This is a genomic window from Paraburkholderia sp. DD10 (assembly GCF_049177125.1).
GTDB classification, from domain to species: domain Bacteria; phylum Pseudomonadota; class Gammaproteobacteria; order Burkholderiales; family Burkholderiaceae; genus Paraburkholderia; species Paraburkholderia terricola.
In genome coordinates, this window is the sequence record NZ_CP185392.1 from 581,787 (window position 1) to 602,942 (window position 21,156).

General features: G+C 65.1%; 19 protein-coding genes. 16 read left to right on the forward strand and 3 right to left on the reverse strand.

Features of this window, described 5'->3' with window-relative positions:
* Window positions 1-56 precede the first annotated feature (56 nt).
* The 4 genes from ACOCG7_RS02735 (at window position 57) to ACOCG7_RS02750 (ending at window position 3,258) form a co-directional block, all read left to right on the forward strand.
* Window positions 57-1,436 carry a 3-carboxy-cis,cis-muconate cycloisomerase gene (locus tag ACOCG7_RS02735; RefSeq protein ID WP_073430463.1) on the forward strand — a complete coding sequence of 460 codons (1,380 nt, stop codon included), beginning with the start codon at window positions 57-59 and terminating at the stop codon, window positions 1,434-1,436.
* 5 nt (window positions 1,437-1,441) lie between these two features.
* The gene (gene pcaD, locus ACOCG7_RS02740) at window positions 1,442-2,233 is read left to right on the forward strand and encodes a 3-oxoadipate enol-lactonase (protein ID WP_421376722.1); all 792 of its coding nucleotides are present in this window, start codon (window positions 1,442-1,444) and stop codon (window positions 2,231-2,233) included.
* Window positions 2,230-2,622, forward strand: a complete 393-nt coding sequence (gene pcaC / locus ACOCG7_RS02745; RefSeq protein ID WP_421376724.1) for a 4-carboxymuconolactone decarboxylase — start codon at window positions 2,230-2,232, stop codon at window positions 2,620-2,622. Before pcaD ends, pcaC begins: the two co-directional genes overlap by 4 nt.
* 252 nt (window positions 2,623-2,874) lie before the next feature.
* On the forward strand, window positions 2,875-3,258 hold the full coding sequence (locus ACOCG7_RS02750) for a DUF3658 domain-containing protein (RefSeq protein ID WP_083082765.1): 384 nt from the start codon (window positions 2,875-2,877) through the stop codon (window positions 3,256-3,258).
* Window positions 3,259-3,322: 64 nt separating this feature from the next.
* Here ACOCG7_RS02750 and ACOCG7_RS02755 read toward each other — a convergent pair whose 3' ends face one another.
* Window positions 3,323-4,030 carry a TetR family transcriptional regulator gene (locus ACOCG7_RS02755; RefSeq protein ID WP_083082764.1) on the reverse strand — a complete coding sequence of 236 codons (708 nt, stop codon included), beginning with the start codon at window positions 4,028-4,030 and terminating at the stop codon, window positions 3,323-3,325.
* A gap of 371 nt (window positions 4,031-4,401) precedes the next feature.
* Between ACOCG7_RS02755 and ACOCG7_RS02760 the strand changes: the two genes are divergently transcribed.
* The 11 genes from ACOCG7_RS02760 to ACOCG7_RS02810 all read left to right on the forward strand — a co-directional run bounded on the left by ACOCG7_RS02760 (window position 4,402) and on the right by ACOCG7_RS02810 (window position 18,523).
* Window positions 4,402-6,012 (forward strand): 6-hydroxynicotinate reductase, encoded by a 1,611-nt coding sequence (locus ACOCG7_RS02760; RefSeq protein ID WP_421376727.1) that lies wholly within the window; start codon window positions 4,402-4,404, stop codon window positions 6,010-6,012.
* Window positions 6,013-6,060: 48 nt separating this feature from the next.
* Complete coding sequence (locus ACOCG7_RS02765; RefSeq protein ID WP_083082760.1) at window positions 6,061-6,999, forward strand: UPF0280 family protein; 939 nt, start codon at window positions 6,061-6,063, stop codon at window positions 6,997-6,999.
* Entirely contained in the window at window positions 6,975-7,565 is a 591-nt protein-coding gene (locus ACOCG7_RS02770; RefSeq protein WP_083082758.1) for an amino acid synthesis family protein, read from the forward strand. The genes ACOCG7_RS02765 and ACOCG7_RS02770 overlap by 25 nt, the downstream gene beginning before the upstream one ends.
* Before the next feature lie 92 nt (window positions 7,566-7,657).
* Window positions 7,658-8,242, forward strand: a complete 585-nt coding sequence (locus ACOCG7_RS02775) for an amino acid synthesis family protein (protein ID WP_083082756.1) — start codon at window positions 7,658-7,660, stop codon at window positions 8,240-8,242.
* Between the two features lie 145 nt (window positions 8,243-8,387).
* Window positions 8,388-10,328, forward strand: coding sequence for an ABC transporter permease (locus ACOCG7_RS02780; RefSeq protein WP_421376730.1), 1,941 nt, complete (start codon window positions 8,388-8,390; stop codon window positions 10,326-10,328).
* The gene (locus ACOCG7_RS02785) at window positions 10,325-11,134 is read left to right on the forward strand and encodes an ABC transporter ATP-binding protein (RefSeq protein WP_073430453.1); all 810 of its coding nucleotides are present in this window, start codon (window positions 10,325-10,327) and stop codon (window positions 11,132-11,134) included. The genes ACOCG7_RS02780 and ACOCG7_RS02785 overlap by 4 nt, the downstream gene beginning before the upstream one ends.
* Window positions 11,131-11,844: an ABC transporter ATP-binding protein gene (locus ACOCG7_RS02790; protein WP_083082750.1), complete on the forward strand. Its 714-nt coding sequence runs from the start codon at window positions 11,131-11,133 to the stop codon at window positions 11,842-11,844. Before ACOCG7_RS02785 ends, ACOCG7_RS02790 begins: the two co-directional genes overlap by 4 nt.
* 37 nt (window positions 11,845-11,881) lie before the next feature.
* On the forward strand, window positions 11,882-13,081 hold the full coding sequence (locus tag ACOCG7_RS02795; protein ID WP_421376733.1) for an amidohydrolase family protein: 1,200 nt from the start codon (window positions 11,882-11,884) through the stop codon (window positions 13,079-13,081).
* A gap of 16 nt (window positions 13,082-13,097) precedes the next feature.
* Entirely contained in the window at window positions 13,098-13,625 is a 528-nt protein-coding gene (locus ACOCG7_RS02800; protein WP_421376735.1) for a (2Fe-2S)-binding protein, read from the forward strand.
* A complete protein-coding gene (locus ACOCG7_RS02805) occupies window positions 13,622-17,242 on the forward strand; it encodes a molybdopterin cofactor-binding domain-containing protein (protein ID WP_421376737.1) in 3,621 nt (1,206 codons plus the stop codon). The genes ACOCG7_RS02800 and ACOCG7_RS02805 overlap by 4 nt, the downstream gene beginning before the upstream one ends.
* A gap of 72 nt (window positions 17,243-17,314) precedes the next feature.
* The gene (locus ACOCG7_RS02810) at window positions 17,315-18,523 is read left to right on the forward strand and encodes an ABC transporter substrate-binding protein (protein WP_083082743.1); all 1,209 of its coding nucleotides are present in this window, start codon (window positions 17,315-17,317) and stop codon (window positions 18,521-18,523) included.
* 111 nt (window positions 18,524-18,634) lie between these two features.
* Here ACOCG7_RS02810 and ACOCG7_RS02815 read toward each other — a convergent pair whose 3' ends face one another.
* Complete coding sequence (locus tag ACOCG7_RS02815; protein ID WP_073430447.1) at window positions 18,635-18,886, reverse strand: hypothetical protein; 252 nt, start codon at window positions 18,884-18,886, stop codon at window positions 18,635-18,637.
* Window positions 18,887-19,073: 187 nt separating this feature from the next.
* Between ACOCG7_RS02815 and ACOCG7_RS02820 the strand changes: the two genes are divergently transcribed.
* Entirely contained in the window at window positions 19,074-19,598 is a 525-nt protein-coding gene (locus ACOCG7_RS02820) for a DUF6496 domain-containing protein (protein WP_114163906.1), read from the forward strand.
* Window positions 19,599-19,690: 92 nt separating this feature from the next.
* On the opposite strand, the gene ACOCG7_RS02825 is transcribed toward ACOCG7_RS02820, so the two are convergent.
* The gene (locus ACOCG7_RS02825; protein WP_114163905.1) at window positions 19,691-21,019 is read right to left on the reverse strand and encodes an aspartate aminotransferase family protein; all 1,329 of its coding nucleotides are present in this window, start codon (window positions 21,017-21,019) and stop codon (window positions 19,691-19,693) included.
* Window positions 21,020-21,156: the final 137 nt, after the last annotated feature.

Below are 21,156 nucleotides of genomic sequence, written 5' to 3' on the forward strand. Positions count from 1 at the left end.
CGCCGCGCACGCCGCGGCGCAAACCTCACTTTCGATCCTCGATCATCGACGCCATCATGCTCGACTCCAGCGCCCGTCTGACCGGCCTTCTTTGCGGCACCCAGCCGATGAACGATGTCTGGTCGCCGCGCGCCACGCTGCAACGGATGCTCGACGTGGAAGCGGCGCTCGCGCGCGCTTCGGCGGCGCATCAGGTGATCCCTCATCGCGCGGTCGCGGCGATCGAAGCCGCCTGCCACGCCGACCAGCTCGACGCCGAAACCCTTGCGCGCGACGCCGCGCTCGGCGGCAACCTCGCGATTCCGCTCGTCAAGCAACTCACCGCGCGCGTGAAGGCGGCCGACGCCGAAGCGTCGAAGTACGTCCATTGGGGCGCGACGAGCCAGGACATCATCGACACGGCAACGGTGCTGCAACTGCGCGACACCTTCGATCTGCTCGACGCCGGCCTGCAAGCCACCTGCGACGCCGTGGCGAAACTCGCGGCCACGCATCGCGCGACGCCGATGATCGGCCGCACCTGGTTACAGCAAGCGCTGCCGATCACGCTCGGCCTGAAATTCGCGCAATGGCTCGACGCGCTGTTGCGTCACCGCGAACGGCTCGATGCGTTGCGCGAGCGCGTGCTGGTGCTGCAATTCGGCGGCGCCGCGGGCACGCTCGCGAGTCTGCGCGATGCCGCGCCGCAGGTCACGCAGTCGCTGGCGCGAGAACTCGACCTCGCGGTGCCGGCCTTGCCGTGGCATACGCAACGCGATCGCATGGCGGACACGGCGTCGCTATTCGGCATGCTGATCGGCACGCTCGGCAAGATCGCGCGCGATATTTCCTTGCAGATGCAAACCGAAGTCGACGAATTGGCCGAGCCCGCCGCGGCCGGCAAGGGCGGTTCGTCGACCATGCCGCACAAGCGCAATCCGGTCGGCTGCGCCGCCGTGCTGACCGCCGCCACGCGCGCGCCGGGGCTGGTCGCCACGGTGTTCGCCGGCATGGTGCAGGAGCACGAGCGCGCGCTCGGCGGCTGGCAAGCCGAATGGGACGCGCTGCCCGATTTGGCGCGGCTGGCTGGCGGCGCGCTCGCCAACATCGAACAGATCGCCGCGGGCCTGAACGTGAACGTGCCGCGCCTTGCCGCGAATCTCGACGTCACGCACGGCCTGATTCTCGGCGAGGCGGTGATGCTCGCGCTCGGCGACAGCATCGGCCGGCTCGACGCGCATCGTCTGGTCGAGCGCGCGTCGAAGACGGCCATCGCCGAAGGCAAGACGCTCTTCGACGTGCTTTCGTCCGAGACCGCCGTCACCGAACATCTTTCGATCGAGCGCTTGCGGCAACTGCTCGACCCCGCTCAATACGTCGGCCAGGCCCACGCTTACGTGGATGCCGCGCTGGCGCTTCATACCGCGCGCGCGACACGCGCCACTTCCAGGGAGTAACCGGCATGCCTTACGCCGCAGTCAACGGAACCGAGCTTCATTATCGAATCGACGGCGACCGTCACGGCAACGCGCCGTGGATCATCTTGTCGAATTCGCTCGGCAGCGATCTGTCGATGTGGACGCCGCAAGTCGAGCCGCTGTCGAAACACTTTCGCGTGCTGCGCTACGACACGCGCGGCCACGGTCATTCGGAAGCGCCGAAAGGTCCGTACACGATCGACCTGCTGGCCGGCGATGTGCTCGGCCTGATGGATACGCTGAAGATCGCCCGCGCGAATTTCTGCGGCATATCGATGGGCGGCCTGACCGGCGTCGCGTTGGCCGCGCGTCACGCGGACCGGCTCGAGCGCGTGGTGCTGTCCAACACGGCCGCGCGCATCGGCTCGCCGGAAGTGTGGGTGCCGCGCGCCGCGAGGGCTCGCGGCGAAGGCATGGTCGCGCTGGCCGAGGCCGTCTTGCCGCGCTGGTTCACCGCCGAGTTCATCGAACGGGAACCGGTGGTGTTCGCGATGATCCGCGACGTGTTCGTGCATATCGACAAGGAAGGCTACGCATTGAATTGCGAGGCCATCGACGCCACCGATCTACGCCCTGAAGTGCCCGGCATCAAGGTGCCGGCGCTGGTGATCAGCGGCACGCACGACGTGGCCACGTTGCCGGAGCAAGGGCGCGAACTGGCGCAGGCGTTGCCCGGCGCGCGCTACGTTGAACTGGACGCCGCGCATATTTCCAACATCGAAAAATCCGAGTCTTTCACGAAGACCGTGCTCGACTTCCTGACGGAGCCGAAATGAACGATGAAGATCGTTACGAAGCGGGCATGGGGGTGCGCCGCGCGGTGCTCGGCAACGCGCACGTCGATCGCTCGCTCGCGAACCGCACTGAATTGACGGAAGAATTCCAGAACCTGATTACCCGCTATGCGTGGGGCGAAATCTGGACGCGTGATGGTTTGCCGCGTCATACGCGCAGCCTGGTGACCATCGCGATGATGGTTGCGCTCAATCGCAGCGAGGAGCTTGCGTTGCATTTGCGCGCCGCGAAAAACAACGGCGTGACGCGCGAGCAGATCAAGGAAGTACTGCTGCAAACGGCGATTTATTGCGGCGTGCCGGCGGCCAATTCGGCGTTTCATCTTGCGGACAAGCTGTTTCGGGAAGAGGATGCGGCGGCGAATCCTTGACGCTTTGGCGGTTTTTCGATGAGCGCGATAAGTACGCGCGCGCCGGCAACCCGGCGCGTTTAATGATGGTCACCTCACCCTACACGCGGTTAGCGCGGTAGGGTGTTTTCTTTTGGAAGTCCATCATGCAAGCCAAACATATGGTATCGAAGGTTTATAGGTGTTTCGCTGGCTGTTACCCCGCCCAATGTGGCGGTAATCCGTATCGGGGTTTCACCGGCTCATGAAAACAAATTTGCAAAAGGTAACTAAGTGAACGAGCAAACCGACGAATACGAAGACGATTTCGATGACGAGGCGGACGACCCACCACTGACAGCCACACAGCAAGCGGCGGCAGATCGTCTGACCGCAGCCGATCTGCGTACGATCGATGGCGCGCTTTTCCGAAATTTGACTGGCAATTACCGCAAAGTCGCCATGATCGTTTCTCTTGCCATGGGTTCAGATAAGAGTTTTTATCCCGATGTCATTGACGTGTTCTATGCACAGCGTCTTAAGCTGATGGTCGAGAGAGGCTTGGTCGAGTCGGTCGGAGACCTGAACCGGATGCGTTATAGCGAAGTCCGTTTGCCCCAAACGGCCGGCGACGAGCTCCTTCCCGGGTTGCAACGGAGTCCAGTAAAGAATGAATGAAAAATCGGGACCGTCTCGCATGGTCCCGATCATGTCCACGCCATTCCGCTCCGCGCGAGCGTTTTTACGCGGCGCGGGGCCCGTTTTCCCTGTCGTCCGCCACCTCACTCGGCAACTGCAAACGCACCGCGCGCAACACCGTGTCCTTCATCACCTCGCGCCAATGCGCGAGCGCCGCTTTATCCATTAGCGGCTCACCGAGAAACGCGCCCAGCGTGTACTGATTGGCGTTATAGAAATAGCCGAGCGATGCAATCGTCAGATAAACATCGCGAGCCTTCACGTCGGCGCGAAATACGTTTTGCGCCTTGCCCGCATCCAATACCTTTTGCACCACCGAAATCGCATAGCCGGAAATCTCCTTGAGCTTCGACGATTTCCTCGCATGCTTGCCTTGATGCAGATTTTCGCTGGAAAGCAGCGTGACGAACTCGGGATGATCGAGGTAGTACTGCCAGACGAATTCGACCATCTGCTCAAGACCATGCACGGGGTCGTCAAGATCGAGATCGAGCTTGCTTTCGGCCTCGTTGAACTGGGTGTAGATCGTTTCCAGTACTTCGACGAACAACTGTTCCTTGCTGCCGAAGTAGTAGTAGATCATCCGGTCGTGCGAACGCGCGGCCTTCGAGATACTTTCCACGCGGCCGCTTGCATACCCCTGTTTCGCGAAGACCTTGATCGCCGCTTTCAGAATCTTGGCGCGGGTGTCCTGCGCCTGTTTCGCGCGGATGCCGGTAGCGCCCGGCTTGCGGACGGCAATGGGACTCATGGCGGTCTTGAATCTCTTTGTTAGCGTCGGTTGAACGACCTGCGCCGCAACGGCTGACGCCTGGGCGCGCCTTCATCATACAGCCCGCATCACGCGTTGCGGAATGCACTGCGCAATCGTGTGCTTCGGCGCGGATTGAATCGTGCCGCAGCCCAGGATGCCGCGTCGCACCATTGCCGCGACCGCCGGGAAACTCATTGCGCAGTCTATTTTGATCGAGTAGATTTCAAGCAAGTTTGGTGTAGCGGATACTACACGAACGGTGAGTGACCGCAACACGGAAATAGGCGGATCACGCGAAAGTGCCTTGAAACAAGGGCTATTCGTCAGCCGGAGCGGGACCGATTGTAATGTCGTATGGGAACCCCACCATGACAGAACATGCGAAGGTCGATTTCGGTGCGGAACGCGTCGACGGCGAAACCGCTTCGACGCCGGGTCCGACCGTGCTCGAGAAGGCGGCGCCGCGCAGCGAGCGAATGGCGTCGAACAAGATCGAATGCAATGCCTGCCCGGTGCTGTGTCAGATATCGGAGGGCCGCACCGGTGCATGCGACCGCTATGCGAATGCGCAGGGGCGGCTGATTCGCGTCGACCCAGTGGTGTTTCTGTCGCGTGCCGCCGCTTCGTCCGACACGGGCGAAAGTAGTACGAATGCCACCGTCGCGTTCGGCGCATCGTCCGAAGCCCACGATTCCGCCCAGGCGGAACAGGCGCTGTTCGTGACAGGCGTCGGCGCGTCATCAACCTATCCCGACTACAAGCCCGCGCCGTTCATCGTGGCCTCGAAGCTCGACGACGTCGACATGATCACCGTCGTCACCGAAGGCATTTTCAGCTATTGCAGCTTCAAGGTGAAAATCGACACCGACCGCTTTCTCGGGCCGGAGCAATCGAACGTGCGTTGCCAGGGCGAAATCGTCGGCCATGTCACGACCGCCGAATACGGCTCGCAAATGCTGAGCTTGGGCGGCGTCCATCATCTGACCGGCGGCAGCAAGAAGGAAGGCCGCGTGACTTGCGACATGATGCTCGCGCTCGGCAACAAGCAAGCCGTGGCGTTGAGCATCGACGGCGGCGCGAATCTCGTGATTCGCGCGGGCGCCGCGCCGATCGTCGACGGCGTCGAAGAGCAGCGCATGCGCGTGGGTTGCGGTTCGGCCACGATTGGCATCTTCGCGAAGCAATGGTTCGGCCATGCGGACGAAGTCGTCGTGGTCGACGATCACATCACGGGCGTGCTGACCGAACACCAGGCGGGACGCTGCCTCGGCATGACGCGCTCAGGTGTGAAGATTCGCGGACGCAAATCCACGCCGGGCCGCTATTTCCAGGTCGCGAATCCCGGCACCGGTTGGGGCGGCACCGACATCCAGGACCCGCTGGCGATTGTCGAAGGCTTCGATCCCGCCGTCGCTAAACCGGGCATGCGTCTGCTGATGGTGTCCACCACCGGCGAGCACGCTCAATGGTATGAACTCGATCAGCGCCTCGTGCCGCGTATCGCGGCCATGCCCGACGCGGTGCGCCGCACGGTCGAACGGATCGGCGAGAACTGCGAGCCGTCGCTCGCCACCGTGCTGTTTCTCGGCGGCGCGGGCGGCAGTCTGCGGGCGGGCGCCACCGAGAATCCGGTGCTGCTCACGCGCGCCATCAAGCAGAAGCTGGTGAACGTCACGTGCGGCGGCGCGCCGGCCTATGTGTGGCCGGGCGGCGGCATCACCGTGATGGTCGACGTCTCGCGCATGCCCGACCGCTCGTTCGGCACGGTGCCGACGCCCGCGATCGTCGCGCCGATCGAATTCACCATGACGTACGACGCGTATCGCGATCTCGGCGGTCATCTCGACGCCGTGCGTTCGCTCGAAAGCGTGCTGGCGAACGGGCCGGAACACACGGAGGGCGCGCCGCTCGCACGGCGAACCTTGGCGCGCCATGCCGACAACCCGTGGCCGCCGGCGATGCCGCCGATGCTCGGCTAAGGCCATCAAGACAACCTCGGCAACCACGGCAACCATCATGGCGACACAATGAACGCAACCCGCACCCGACTCGACGCGACCCGCTGGCATTGGCAGCACGGCCCGATCGATCTGATCCTCAGCGCGGACGGCGAGCCCGCCGCGGTGCGCGCCGCGTATGAAGCGTGCTGGATACGCTTTGTCGAAGTGTTGCCGGAGTTGGTCGGAGAATTGAAGCTGCTTCGGCAACCGGTGCCCGCCGACGCCGCGTTCGACGAATGCCCGCTCAACGGCACGGTCGCGCGCCGCATGTGGTCGGCGTGCCATCGTCACCGCGCGCGCTTCATCACCCCCATGGCGGCCGTGGCGGGCAGCGTCGCAGACGAACTGATCGCGGCGTTCGCGCGCGCGGGCATCGCGCGCGCGTTCATCAACAACGGCGGCGACATCACACTATATTTAACCGAGGGGCAGCAGTACCGCATCGGCGTATTCGCGGACCTCGCGCAATATTCGGGCGCGCGGTTGCCGGATGAACCGCCGCTCGACGCCAACCTCACGCTCGACGCCGCCATGCCGGTTCGCGGCATCGCGACGAGCGGCTGGCGTGGCCGCAGCTTCAGCCTCGGTATCGCCGACAGCGTGACCGTGCTCGCCCGCGACGCAGCGAGCGCCGATGCCGCCGCGACGATGATCGCCAACGCCGTGAACGTGGATCACCCAGGCATCGTGCGCCGTCCGGCTTCGTCGTTGAAAGACGAGAGCGATCTCGGCGACAGGCTGGTCACCGTCGACGTCCCGCCTTTACCGCAGCCGCTGATCGATTTCGCGCTGGCGCGTGGCGTCGAAGCCGCGCGGCGTTTGCAGGCGGACGATTCGATCGAAGGCGCCGCACTGTTCCTGCAAGGGCGCGTGCGTGTGGCCGGCATTCAGCAAAGCGGCGCGCGGATCACGCAGCGCGCGTCGATAACAAAGGAGGCGCCGTGTTCGAAATACGCCGCGTGCTGACGCACGTCGAAGACATCTTTCACGAGTTCGGCCCCGCGCCCGCGCAGCCGCTCAGGCGCGGTGCGATTGCCGTGGTGCTGACGAATCCGTTCGCCGGCCGCTATGAAGCGAACATCGAACACGCGATGGAAGCGCTCAAGCCGATCGGCCTCGACATGGCGCAGCGGCTCCTTGCGGCGATGAAGGTGCCGCATGCGTCGATAGAGGGTTACGGCAAGGGCGCGATTGTCGGCTCGCGCGGAGAACTGGAGCACGGTGCGTTGTGGCACGTCCCCGGCGGCTATGCGATGCGCGAATTGCTGGAGAAGAACGGCGTGCCGACCAACGCGATCGTGCCGTCGACCAAGAAGGTCGGCGTGCCTTCCACCGCGCTCGACGTGCCGCTCACGCACGTCAACGCGAGCTATGTGCGCAGCCACTTCGATGCGATCGAGGTGCGTGTGCCCGGCGCGCCCGCAGCGGATGAACTGGTCTATATCCTCGTGATGAGCACCGGGCAGCGCGTGCATGCACGCGTGGGCGGTCTCGCGAAAGAGGCGGTCGTCGGCAAGGACGGCTTGCGCTGAGCGGCGCTTGATTCGAACCGAACCTTCGAACCGAACCGCCGCGGCGCGCTGAAACATACCCGCGGAACAACGCATCGAAACCGGAGAGCGACATGGCAATCAAGCTTCGCAAGCTGATCGTGCAGGTGGACGAAACGCGCATTGAAATGGGGCAGGCCATCGAGCCGCCGACGCGCCGCGCGGTCGCCATCGCGGTGATCGATAATCCCTATGCGGGCCGCTACGAGCCGAAGCTCGACGCGCTGATCGAAGCCGGCGAGGAACTGGGCGGCCTGCTCGGCAACAAGTGCGTCGAGGCGCTGGGCATCGAGCCGGGTGACGCGCAAAGCTACGGCAAGGCGGCGATCGTCGGCGAGGCGGGCGAACTGGAACATGCGGCGGCGATCTTGCATCCCAAGCTCGGCGCGCCGCTGCGGGTGGCGGTCGAAAAGGGCGCGGCGTTGGTGCCGTCCGCGAAAAAGATGGGCACGCTCGGCACCGCGATCGACGTGCCGCTCGGCCACAAGGACGCGGCCTACGTGCGCAGTCATTTCGATGCGATCGAAGCGCGTGTTGCGGATGCGCCGCGCGCCAACGAAATCGTCGTCGCGGTCGCGGTGACGGCTTCCGGCCGGCCGCTGCCGCGCATCGGCGGCCTGCAGGTGAGCGAGATCAAGGGCGAAGACGGTTTGCGCTGAGTCGTTGCGCTGGCCCCCAAGGGGACTTCCGGCGTATTGTCCTGCCGTCGACGCGTGCGCGCATGGTGCCGCACGCTATAACGTCTGCTGTTCGTGCGTGGCGGGCCAATCGCGACGATCGAACCGCAAGCTGCCGAGGGGCACGATGCTTTCGAATTTGCTGGTACAACTGGTCAACGGACTCGCCGATGCGTCGACGCTGTTTCTCGTCGCCGCCGGTTTGTCGCTGATCTTCGGCGTGACGCGCATCGTCAACTTTGCGCACGGCTCGTTCTATATGTTCGGCATCTACGTCGCGTATAGCATCGCGAGCCGCTTCGGACAGACGGCCGGCGGCTTCTGGCTGTCGGTGCTGGCAGCCGCGCTGGTGGTCGCGGTGCTCGGCGCGCTGGTCGAGATGATCGTGTTGCGGCGCATCTATCAGGCGCCCGAGTTGTTTCATCTGCTCGCCACGTTCGCGCTGGTGCTGATCTTTCGCGACGCCGCGTTGTGGCTGTGGGGCCCGCAAGACCTGTTCGGACCGCGTGCGCCGCATCTTGCCGGCGCGGTCGATTTCCTTGGCCATCCGCTGCCCACCTACGATATCGCGTTGATCGTGATCGGGCCGGTGGTGTTGCTGCTGCTCTGGTATGCATTGACGCGCACGCGCTGGGGCACGCTGGTGCGCGCCGCGACCCAGGATCGCGAGATGCTCGGCGCGCTCGGCATCAATCAGGCGTGGCTGTTTACCGGCGTGTTTTTCGTCGGCGCGTTTCTCGCGGGTTTGGGCGGCGCGCTGCAAGGGCCGCGCATGTCGGCGAATCTGTCGCTCGATCTGGAGACCATCGGCAACGCGTTCGTGGTGGTGGTGGTCGGCGGCATGGGTTCGATTCCGGGCGCGTTCGTCGCCGCGCTGATCATCGCGGAGATCAAGGCGCTGTGCATCGGCATCGGACACGTGACGATCTTCGGCGTCGGCCTTTCGTTGAGCCGCTTTACGCTGGTCGCCGAGTTCGTCGTGATGGCTGTCGTGCTGGTGGTGCGGCCTTGGGGTTTGCTAGGCAAGGCGAGCGCCGCGGTGCGCGGCATGGCCGCGCCGGAAACGCCTTTGCGCCCCGCGGGCAAGCGCCTGAAATGGCTCGCCGCGGTCGCGCTGCTGGTGCTCGTGCTCGCGCCGCTCGCGGCCAATGCGTTTCCCTATATGCCCGTGCTGCTGGTGGAAATCCTGATCGCCGTGCTGTTCGCGACGAGTCTGCACTTCATCATTGGACCGGGCGGCATGCATTCGTTCGGCCACGCCGCTTACTTCGGACTGGGTGCCTACGGCGCGGCGCTATTCATCAAGGTTCTGAATCTGCCGATGGAAGCCGCGTTGCTGCTCGGGCCGCTGCTGGCGGTAGCCGGCGCGCTGGTGTTCGGCTGGTTCTGCGTGCGCCTCTCGGGCGTCTATCTCGCGATGCTGACGCTCGCGTTCGCACAGATCGTGTGGTCGGTGGTGTTCCAGTGGGACGACGTGACGGGCGGCAGCAACGGCATTCTCGGTTTGTGGCCGTCGAACTGGTTGTCCTCGCCGGTGGCTTATTACTATCTGACGCTCGCGTGCGCGGTGCTCGGCGTGTGGCTGCTGCGCAAGATGCTGTTCTCGCCGCTGGGTTACGCGATGCGGGCGTCGCGCGATTCGGTGTTGCGCGCGGAGGCGATCGGCATCGACGTGAAGCGCGTGCAGTGGGCGGCCTTCGTGATCGCGTCGCTGTTTTGCGGGCTGGCCGGGTCGCTCTATGCGTTCTCCAAGGGGACGATTTCACCGGAGGTGATCAGCGTGAGCCGTTCCGTGGACGGCCTCGTGATGGTGCTGCTCGGCGGCTTGCAGACGCTGACCGGGCCGATCGTCGGCGCGGCGGTGTTCACGTGGCTGCAAGACACGGTCGCGCGGCAAACCGACTATTGGCAGGCGCTGCTGGGCTTGACGATCCTGCTGCTGGTGATCTCGTTTCCGCAAGGCATCGTCGGTTTCATTCGCGAGCGTTTCGGCGACGACAACCTCGACCAGGCCGAAGCGAACGCCGCGCCGCCTTCGCGGCGCGCGGCGATCAAGGAGGGGCTATGAGCTTGCTGCGTGTCTCCGGCCTCTCCAGGTCGTTCGGCGGCCTGAAAGCGGTCGACGACGTGTCCTTCGATCTCGAAGCCGGTCAACTGCTGGCGCTGCTCGGCCCGAACGGCGCGGGCAAGTCGACCTGCTTCAACATGGTCAACGGCCAGTTGCAACCGTCGTCCGGCTCGATTCGCCTGAACGATCATGAACTGGTCGGCATGCGGCCGCGCGATATCTGGCGGCTGGGCGTCGGCCGCACGTTCCAGATCGCCGCGACCTTCAATTCGATGACCGTGCTTGAAAACGTGCAGATGGCGCTGGTGTCGCGCGAACGCAAGACGTTCGGCTTGTGGAAACCCGCGGGCTCGCGCTACGCCGATGAAGCGCTCGCGCTGCTCGAACAGGTCGGCATGGCCGCCGACGCGAACCGCGCGTGCGGCGTGCTCGCGTACGGCGACGTGAAACGCGTCGAACTCGCCATTGCGCTCGCCAACCGTCCCAAGCTGTTGCTGATGGACGAACCCACCGCCGGCATGGCGCCGAAGGAACGCAACGAGTTGATGGCGCTCACCAAGCGTCTCGTCACCGAGCACAAGATCGGCGTGCTCTTCACCGAGCACAGCATGGACGTAGTGTTCGCCTACGCCGATCGCATGATCGTGCTCGCGCGCGGCAAGCTGATCGCCGAGGGCGACGCCGAGACGATCCGCAACGATGCACGCGTGCAGGAAGTGTATTTCGGCACCGGCAAGACCTTCCAGCCGCATGCGCCGCTGCACGAAGCGGCGGCGGGCGAGCAAGGACGAGGAGCGCTGCAATGAGCGAGCCGATGCTGAAAGTCGCCGGCCTCAACGCGTTCTATGGCCGCGCGCACATTCTGTTCGACGTCGGGCTCGAAGTCGGGCGCGGCGAAGTGGTGGCGCTGATGGGCCGCAACGGTGCGGGCAAATCCACGACGATGAAAGCCGTGATGGGTTTGCTGCCGCGCCGTCAGGGCGAGGTGCATTTCCGCGGACAGAACATCGCGGCGCTGCCGTCGTACAAGATCGCCCGCATGGGCATGGGCTTCGTTCCCGAAGACCGCCGCGTGTTCGCGGACTTGACGGTGATGGAGAACCTCGACACCGGCCGTCAGCCGCCGCGCGAAGGCGCGCCGCAATGGACGCCGGAAAAACTCTTCCGCCTCTTTCCGAATCTGGGCGAAATGCCGAAACGCCCCGGCGGCCAGATGAGCGGCGGCGAGCAGCAGATGCTCACCGTGTCGCGCACGCTGATGGGCAATCCGTATCTGGTGTTGCTCGACGAACCGTCGGAGGGCGTCGCGCCCGTGATCGTCGAACAGATGGCGAACATGATTCTCGAACTCAAGCGCGAAGGACTGTCGATTCTGTTGTCGGAACAGAACCTGCATTTCGCGGAACTGGTGAGCGACCGCGCGTATGTGCTCGAAAAAGGGCAGATCCGTTTCAGCGGCACGATCGCCGAACTCACGAAGAACGAAACCGTCAGGCGCGCTTATCTGAGCGTGTGATTGCGTCGGCACGCGGAAATTGCGAAAGGAGAAGCAGATGGCAGCAGAGACGTTGACAGGCTTGTCGGGCAAGGTCGCGATAACGAACATCGGGCTGCTGTTATCCGGCGACATCGATCAGCCGATTCTCGACGCGAATACGCTCGTGATCGACGACGGCGTGATCGTCGCGATCGGCATGGAAAAGGACTGCGATCTGGAAGGCGCGCGCACCACGGTCGATTGCAAGGGCACGACTGTCGCCCCCGGTCTGATCGACTCGCACGTGCATCCGGTATTCGGCGACTGGACGCCGCGCCAGAATCAGATGGGCTGGATCGAATCGAATCTGAACGGCGGCGTCACCACGATGATCTCCGCCGGCGAGGTTCATCTGCCCGGGCGTCCCAAGGACGTGCTCGGCGTGAAGGCGCTGGCGATCACCGCGCAACGCTCGTTCGAGGGAATGCGCGGCGCGGGCGTCGGCGGCGGCGTGAAGGTGATGGCCGGCGCGCCGGTGATCGAGAAAGGCATGGTCGAGGAGGACTTCAAGGAACTCTCGGAAGCGGGCGTGACGCTGCTCGGCGAAGTCGGCCTCGGCAGCGTAAAGGGCGGCGAGGAAGCCGCGCAAATGGTGGCGTGGGCGCGCAAATACGGCATTCAAAGCACGATTCACACGGGCGGTCCGTCGATTCCCGGCTCCGGGCTGATCGACCGCGACGTGGTGCTTGCCGCCGACGCCGACGTGATCGGCCATATCAACGGCGGCCACACGTCGCTTTCCTATCGGCACGTGTGCGACTTGTGCGAGCAATCGAGCCGCGCGCTGGAGATCGTCCACAACGGCAACGAGCGGATCGCGTTGCTCACCGCGCGTCACGCGATCGAACTGAAATGCCCGCACCGGATCATTCTCGGCACCGACAGCCCCGCGGGTTCCGGCGTGCAACCGCTCGGCATTCTGCGGATGATCGCGTTGATTTCGAGCCTCGCCGATATTCCCGCTGAAATCGCCTTCTGCTTCGCAACCGGCAACACCGCGCGGCAACGCAATCTGCGCCAGGGTTTGATCGAAGTGGGCCGTCCCGCCGACCTCGTGTTCATGGATCGCGCGCAGCACACCGCGGCGGATACGCTGCTCGAAAGCGTGCAACTCGGCGATATTCCAGGCGTGGGCATGGTGATGATCGACGGTCTGATCCGTTGCCGGCGCAGCCGCAATACGCCACCGGCGACCGAAGTGCCGGTCGTGCTTTGAACGCGCGCCGCGCTTCATGAACCGCCCGGCACCGCTTACGCTGACGGTGAACGGCGCGACGCATCTCGTCAGTGCCGCCGCCGACACGCCGTTGCTTTATCTGCTGCGTAACGATCTCGCGCTCAATGGTCCGAAATTCGGTTGCGGTCTCGGCGAATGCGGCGCATGCACAGTCTTGCTCGACGGCGTGCCGACGCGTTCCTGCGTGACGACCGCGAAGGTCGCGCTAGGCCGCGAAATCACCACGCTCGAAGGACTCGGCACGCGCGCCGCGCCGCATCCGGTGCAGCAGGCGTTCATCGAGGAACAGGCCGCGCAGTGCGGCTATTGCCTGAACGGCATGATCATGACGGCCAAGGCGCTGCTCGATCGCGATCCACATCCGGGTGTCGAGACGATTCGGCGCGAGTTGTCGCGCAATCTGTGCCGTTGCGGCACGCATGTCGAGATCGTGCGCGCGGTGCAGCGCGCCGCTGAACTGCTCGCCGCGCAACCGGCGGCGACGGCCGCACAGCAGGGAACGCATGAGGGAGCGCGCGCATGACGGGGCCGGACTTCAGCGTCGATCGACGCGCCGCGCCGCCGTCGCGCCGGCAGCTTTACGACGCGCGGAACGTGCTGATCGTCACGCGGCCCGCGCAAGCGCCGGTAAAGCCCGCGATCGGTCAGCCGGGTTCGCGCTCGTCGTTCGTGCCGACCGAGGCGGACATGTTTCTCGTGGTGCGCGACGACGGCAGCGTGGTTGCGTTCAACGGTCACGTGGATCTCGGCACCGGCATCGGCACGGCGCTCGCGCAGATCGTTGCGGAAGAACTGGATGTGCCCTTGACGCGCGTTTCGATCGTGCTCGGCCATACCGGCGAAGCGCCGAATCAGGGGCCGACGATTGCCAGCGCGACGATTCAGATTTCAGCGGTGCCGTTGCGGCACGCGGCGGCCCAGGCGCGGCAGTATCTCCTGGCGGAAGCGGCGGCGCGTCTGCATGTCACGGCGGAGCAACTCGACGTGCGCGACGGCGTGGTCCTTCCGCGCGGCGGCGATGCGGCAGCAGGCATCGGCTACGGCGAACTGATCGCCGGGCGGCGCGTGGAATTGAAGCTCGCCACCGATGCGCCGTTGAAATCGCCGGATGCGTACAAGATCGTCGGCAAGAGCGCGCCGCGTGTCGATATTCCCGCCAAGGCAACCGGCGAATTGAGCTTCGTGCATGACGTGCGCGTGCCCGGCATGCTGCACGGCCGTGTGGTGAGGCCGCCCTATGCGGGCATCGCGCAGGGCGAGTTGATCGGCAATAGCCTGCTGCATGTCGATGAAAACTCGGTCAGCGATTTGCCGGGCATCGTCAAGGTGGTGGTGATTCGCGATTTCGTCGGCGTCGTGGCGGAGCGCGAGGAAGTCGCCCAGCAGGCAGCGAAGCGGCTCGACGTGCGGTGGAAAACGGTGCAGGCTTTGCCGCCGCTCGAAACCAGCGCGGAAGTGGAAGCCGCGTTGCGCGCCAATCCGGCGAAACGCCGCGATCTGGTGATCGAGGGCGAGGTGGACGCGGCGCTGGCGCGAGACCCCGCGCGCACGCTCGAAAGCACGTACGTATGGCCGTTTCAGATGCATGCGTCGATTGGACCGTCGTGCGCGGTCGCCGATTACCGCGAGGGCAAGCTGAAGGTCTGGTCGGGCACGCAGAATCCGCATTCGCTGCGCGCCGATCTCGCGTTGCTGATGTCGATGGACGAAGCACGGATCGACATCGTGCGCATGGACGCGGCGGGCTGCTACGGCCGCAATTGCGCGGACGATGTCGCCGCCGACGCCGCGCTGCTTTCACGCGCGACCGGTAGCCCGGTGCGCGTGCAACTGTCGCGCGAGGACGAGCATGCGTGGGAACCGAAGGGCGCCGCGCAACTCATGGACGTGCGCGGCGCTTTAGGCGCGGAAGGCGAATTGGCGGCTTACGACTTCGCGACGCGTTATCCGTCGAACGATGCGCCCACGTTGGCGCTGCTGCTCACCGGCGCGATCTCGGCGGAACCGCAGGTGTTCGAAATGGGCGACCGCACGGCGGTGCCGCCGTATGACTATCGCGCGATGCGCATCGTTTGCGACGACACCCCGCCGATCGTGCGGGCGTCGTGGCTAAGAGGCGTGTCGGCGGTGCCGAACACTTTCGCGCATGAATCGTTCATCGACGAACTCGCGGCGCAGGCGGGCGTCGATCCGATCGAGTTTCGTCTGAGGCATCTGAGCGATCCGCGCGCGATCGATCTGGTCAAGGCGGTGGCCGAAAAAGCCGGCTGGGAACCGCGCAACGTCGCGTTGAAAGAGGCGCGGGAACAAGGCGACATCGCGCGCGGCCGGGGCTTCGCTTACGCCCGTTATATACACAGCAAGTTTCCGGGCTTCGGCGCGGCGTGGTCCGCGTGGGTCGCGGACGTCGAAGTGAATCGCAAGAGCGGCGAACTCGCCGTGACGCGCGTGGTGGTCGGCCAGGACACCGGCACGATGATCAATCCGGACGGCGTGCGCCATCAGATACACGGCAACGTGATTCAGGCGACCAGCCGCGCGTTGAAGGAGCGCGTGACCTTCGGCGAAAACGCGGTGACGAGCCAGGAGTGGGGCGCGTATCCGATTCTGACGTTCCGTGAAGTGCCGGTCATCGACGTGGTGATGATGCCGCGCCACGGCGAGCCGCCGATGGGCACCGGCGAATCGGCGTCGCTGCCCGGCGCGGCGGCGATCGCCAATGCGCTCTACGACGCGACAGGTGTGCGCTTTCGCCGGCCGCCGTTCACGCCGGAAACGATCCGTGCCGCGCTCGCCGATGCGCAAGCCGAGGAAGCGGCGGCGCGCAAGAAAAAGCGCTGGCGTCTGGGTTTTCTCGGCGCATTCGCGGCGGGCGTGGCCGGTTGGCTCGGCGCATTGACGCTCGCGCCGCAAGCCATTGCGCCGATCACGCCGCCGCTCGCGAGCGCCTTTTCGCCGGAACGGGTGGCGCGCGGCAAACTGCTGGCGTCGCTCGGCAATTGCGCCGTTTGCCATACCGCGCGCAACGGCGTGCCGAACGCGGGCGGCAAGCCGCTCGATACGCCGTTCGGCACCGTCTACAGCACCAACATCACGCCCGATGCGCAAACCGGCATCGGCACATGGTCGCTCGACGCATTCATGCGGGCGATGCGGCAAGGCATCAGCCGCGATGGGCATCACTTGTATCCCGCGTTCCCGTACACGTCGTTCAGGAACACCTCCGACGACGATCTCAAAGCGCTCTACGCGTACCTGATGGCGCAAACGCCGGTGCGGTCGCGTCCGCCGGAAACCAGGCTCGCGTTTCCGTTCAGCGTGCGTCCGCTGATGGCCGCATGGAACGGGCTCTTTCTCGAGCGCACGGCGTTCACCGCCGACGCGACGCAAAGCGCGCAATGGAATCGCGGCGCGTATCTGGTGAACGGGCTCGGCCATTGCGGCGCGTGCCACACGCCGCGCAACGCATTCGGCGCCGAGAAGACCGGCGCGGCTTTCATGGGCGGCGGCCTGGCGGAAGGGTGGGAAGCGCCTGCCTTGTCGACGCTTTCCAACGCGCCCGTGCCCTGGAGCGAGGACGAATTGTTCAGCTATTTGCGGCAGGGTCACGCGCCGCTGCACGGCGTCGCGGCCGGGCCGATGGCGCCCGTCGTCAGCGAACTCGCGGCGTTGCCGGATAGCGATATTCGCGCGATGGCCGCGTACCTCGCGTCGCTCAGTCCATTGCAAGCGAATGCCGATCCGGCGACGCTCGCGCGTCAGTACGAACAGGCGAGCGCGATCACGGGCACACCGTCGGGCCTCGGCGCGCGGCTTTTCGACGGCGCGTGCGCGGCCTGTCATCACACTGGCAGCGGGCCGCAATTGTTCGGCGCGCATCCCTCGCTCGCGCTCAACACGAACCTGCACAGCGCGACGCCTGACAACCTGATTCGCGTGATTCTCGACGGCATCGGCTCGCCTGCGCGTCCTGAACTCGGTACGATGCCGGCTTACCGCGACAGTTTCAACGACGCCCAGATCGCCGAACTCGTCACGTATCTGCGTCAGCAGTTCGCCGGCGGCAAGCCCGCCTGGCAGAACGTGACGGCGAGCGTCGCCCGGATTCGCGCGACGCCGCGGGCAGAGCGAACCGAGTGAAGCATTGGCCGCATCGAGCGCCTGATAACAACGACCCGCATTCCCGCATTCCCTTTGATCACGGAGAAACGCATGACCACGCGCGCAGGATGGATGTCCCGCCTCACGATATCGACGGTGTTGTCGCTCGCCGCGTTGGGCGCGAGCGCCCAGCAGACCATCAAGATCGGCGAGATCAACAGTTACAAGGCGCAGCCCGCCTTTCTCGGGCCTTACAAGAACGGCTGGAATCTCGCGCTGGAACAGGTGAATGCGGCGGGCGGCGTGCTCGGCAAGCAGCTCGAAGTGGTCTCGCGCGACGACAACGGCAACCCCGGCGACACGATCCGCGTCGCGCAGGAGTTGATTGCACGCGAGCAGGTGCAATTGCTGTTCGGCGGTTTCCTGTCGAACACCGGCCTCGCGCTTACCGACTTCGCGAAGCAGAAGAAGATTTTCTTCCTCGCCGCCGAGCCGCTGACCGACAAGATCGTTTGGGCCGATGGCAATAAATACACGTACCGTTTGCGTCCTTCCACGTATATGCAGGTGGCGATGCTGGTGCCGGAGGCGGTCAAGCTGAAGAAGAAGCGCTGGGCGCTGGTGTATCCGAACTACGAGTACGGGCAATCGGCGGTGGCGACGTTCAAGAAGCTGCTGACGGCAGCGCAGCCGGACGTGCAGTTCGTCGCGGAACAGGCCACGCCGCTCGGCAGCGTCGACGCGGGCGCGGTGAGCCAGGCGATCGCCGATGCGAAGCCCGATGCGATCTTCAACGTGCTGTTCGGCGCCGATCTCGGCAAGTTCGTGCGCGAAGGCAATACGCGCGGTTTGTTCAAGGACCGCAGCGTGGTGTCGCTGCTGACCGGCGAACCCGATTACCTCGACCCGTTGGGTGCGGAAGCGCCGAGCGGCTGGATCGTGACCGGCTACCCGTGGTATTCGATCGATACGCCGGCCAACAAGAAGTTCGTCGATGCGTATCAGGCCAGGTATCACGATTATCCGCGGCTCGGCTCGGTCGTCGGTTATTCGGCGCTGATGTCGCTCGCGGCCGGCATCAGGAAGGCGGGTTCGGTCGATTCGGACAAGCTCGCGGCCGCATTCAAGGGACTCGGCGTGGAGACGCCGTTCGGGCCGGTCACGTTTCGCGCGCAGGACAATCAGTCGACGATGGGCGCTTATGTCGGCGTGACGGGTTTGAAGGACGGCAAGGGGGTGATGACTTCGTATCGTTATATCGACGGCGCGAGCGTTCAGCCGTCGGATGCCGAGGTGAAGAAGCTGCGCGCCGCGGAGTAGGGTGGGTTGTGCGTAGGCCCGCCGCGGCGGCCAGCGAGCGCCGCGGGCCTACGGAAAAATGCGGCGCGGACCAAAAGGCCAAAAGACCAAAAGGCAAACAGGCCAGCAAGCCTACTCCTCCGCGTCGTGCTCGATCACGAACCGCCTCAGATAAGCCAGCACGGCGGCCTCGACGGCGCGATGATCCGCGGTGCTCTTCGAGCCCGCGTTCTCCTCGTCGCCGAACAGCGAGGAGGGCGCGTCATGCACGTCCACTTCCTGGCCTTCGCGAAACACGCGAATCTCGTGAACGTCTTCGGCGTATTCGGCGATCCAGTGCACGCCTTCGATATGCACGCCTGCGCGAACGGTGGGTATCTTCATGGGCGTCTCCAGACGGGTCGGACCACGGCGCCAACCCTCGCCATTACCATACGCCGTCCACGTGAGCGGCGCGAGTCCCGCAGCCGATTTCGTGACGTTTCGTGCGGTTCGGTTGCCGGCTCGGTTGTCGACCCCCGGCACGGGTGTTGCTGCATGACAGAGGCCCACAGCCAACTGGAGGACTGTCATGCCCGAAAAGAAAACCATCAAGCGTGCCGAAGCCGATAAACGCGCCGGCAAGGCACCCAGCACTCAGGCCGGTGAGTTCGTCAAGGAACAGGTCGACAAGGTGCGCGCCGGCAAGCACGGCGTCAAATCGGCCAAGCAGGCCATTGCGATTGGTTTGTCGGAAGCGCGCCGCGCGGGTGTCGCGCTGAAGCCGCCGAAGAAGGGCACCACGAGCGAGGCCACCCGCAAGAAAGCGGAGAAGGACAGCGCCGCCGGCCAGCACAAGAGCACGGCGAAAAAGAGCGCCAGCACCGAAACGAGGGCCAAGCGCTCACGCGTCTCGGAGAGTGTGCTCAAGCGTGAAAGCGGCGCGGGCGCGTCGCACGCGGCGATGTCGAAACAGGCCAAATCGGCTGCGGCCAAACGCCCGGCGGCCAGCCGTTCGGCCGCGGCAAAAAAGGCCGCTGCCACGAAGGGTGCCGCGGGACGCTCCGCAGCCGCCAAGAAAGCCGCGCGGACAAGGGCTGCACGCGCGCATCACTAACTCACGGCGTAGCGCCCGGCGAGCGTGTGCTTCACAAACGGCGCGGCGGCGCGCAGCGCATGGAGCCGCGCCGCCGCCGCCGTTCAAGCGATTTACTGCACCGTCGCCAGCACGTCGCCCACGGTCTTGAAGAGGTGGGCGATCTGTTCTTCATCGATGATGAGCGGCGGCGAGAACGCGAGAATGTCGCCGGTAAAGCGCACCAGCACACCCGCCTCGAAGCACTTGACGAACGCCTCGTAAGCGCGCGCGCCCGGCGCGCCGTCGCGCGGTTCGAGTTCGACGCCCGCGATCATGCCGAGGTTGCGAATGTCCTTCACGTGCTTCGCGCCGCGCAGCGAGTGCGCGGCGGCTTCGAACGTCGGCGCGAGCGATGCGGCGCGCTCGAACAGACCTTCACGGCGATACAGGTCGAGCGTGGCGACCGCGGCGGCAGCCGCTGCCGGATGCGCCGAATACGTGTAGCCGTGGAACAGTTCGATCGCGCCTTGCGCGCCGCTGTTGACGATCGTGTCGTGGATCGTGCGGCTTGCCGCGACCGCGCCCATCGGAATCGCGGCGTTGTTGATGGCCTTCGCCATCGTGATCAGGTCGGGCGTCACGCCGAAATATTCGCTCGCCGTCGCTTTGCCGACGCGGCCGAAACCGGTGATCACTTCGTCGAAAATCAGCAGGATGCCGTGCTTCGTGCAGATCTCGCGCAGCTTCTGCAGATAGCCTTGCGGCGGAATCAGCACGCCCGTGGAGCCGGCCACCGGTTCCACGATCACGGCCGCGATCGTCGACGCATCGTGCAGCGTGACGATGCGCTCCAGGTCCTCGGCCAGATGCGCGCCCCAGGCGGGCTGGCCCTTCGAGAACGCGTTGTGTTCGAGGTTGTGCGTGTGCGGCAGATGATCGACCGCCGGCAGCAGCGCGCCGGAAAAGGTCTTGCGGTTCGGCGCGATGCCGCCGACCGAAATGCCGCCGAAGCCCACGCCGTGATAGCCGCGCTCGCGGCCGATCAGACGCGTGCGCTGGCCTTCGCCGCGCGAACGGTGGTATGCGAGCGCGATTTTCAGCGCGGTGTCGACCGATTCGGAACCCGAGTTCGTGAAGAAGATGCGGTCGAGGCCTTGCGGCATCAGTTCGGCGACTTTCGTGGCGGCTTCGAACGCGAGCGGGTGGCCCATCTGGAATGTCGGCGCGAAGTCCATGGTGGACAGTTGCCGCGTGATCGCGGCGACGATCTCGTCGCGGCCGTGGCCGGCGTTCACGCACCATAGACCCGCGCAGCCGTCGAGCACCTCGCGCCCGTCGGTGCTGCGGTAGTACATGCCCTTGGCCGATTCCAGCAGGCGCGGCGCGGCCTTGAACTGGCGGTTCGCCGTGAAGGGCATCCAGAAAGACGACAGGTCGTCGATGACGGGGCGCGAAGTCATGGGTTTCTCCTCGAAGTGGTCCCCCAAGGCGACTTCCTTTGGGGCGTTGCGAAACTGTAGCGTCCGCGGTTTAATGGCGGCATAAACAGTTGACGCAGTGTGACGCTAACTGTGTTGGTGGATCTGTGCGAACTGTG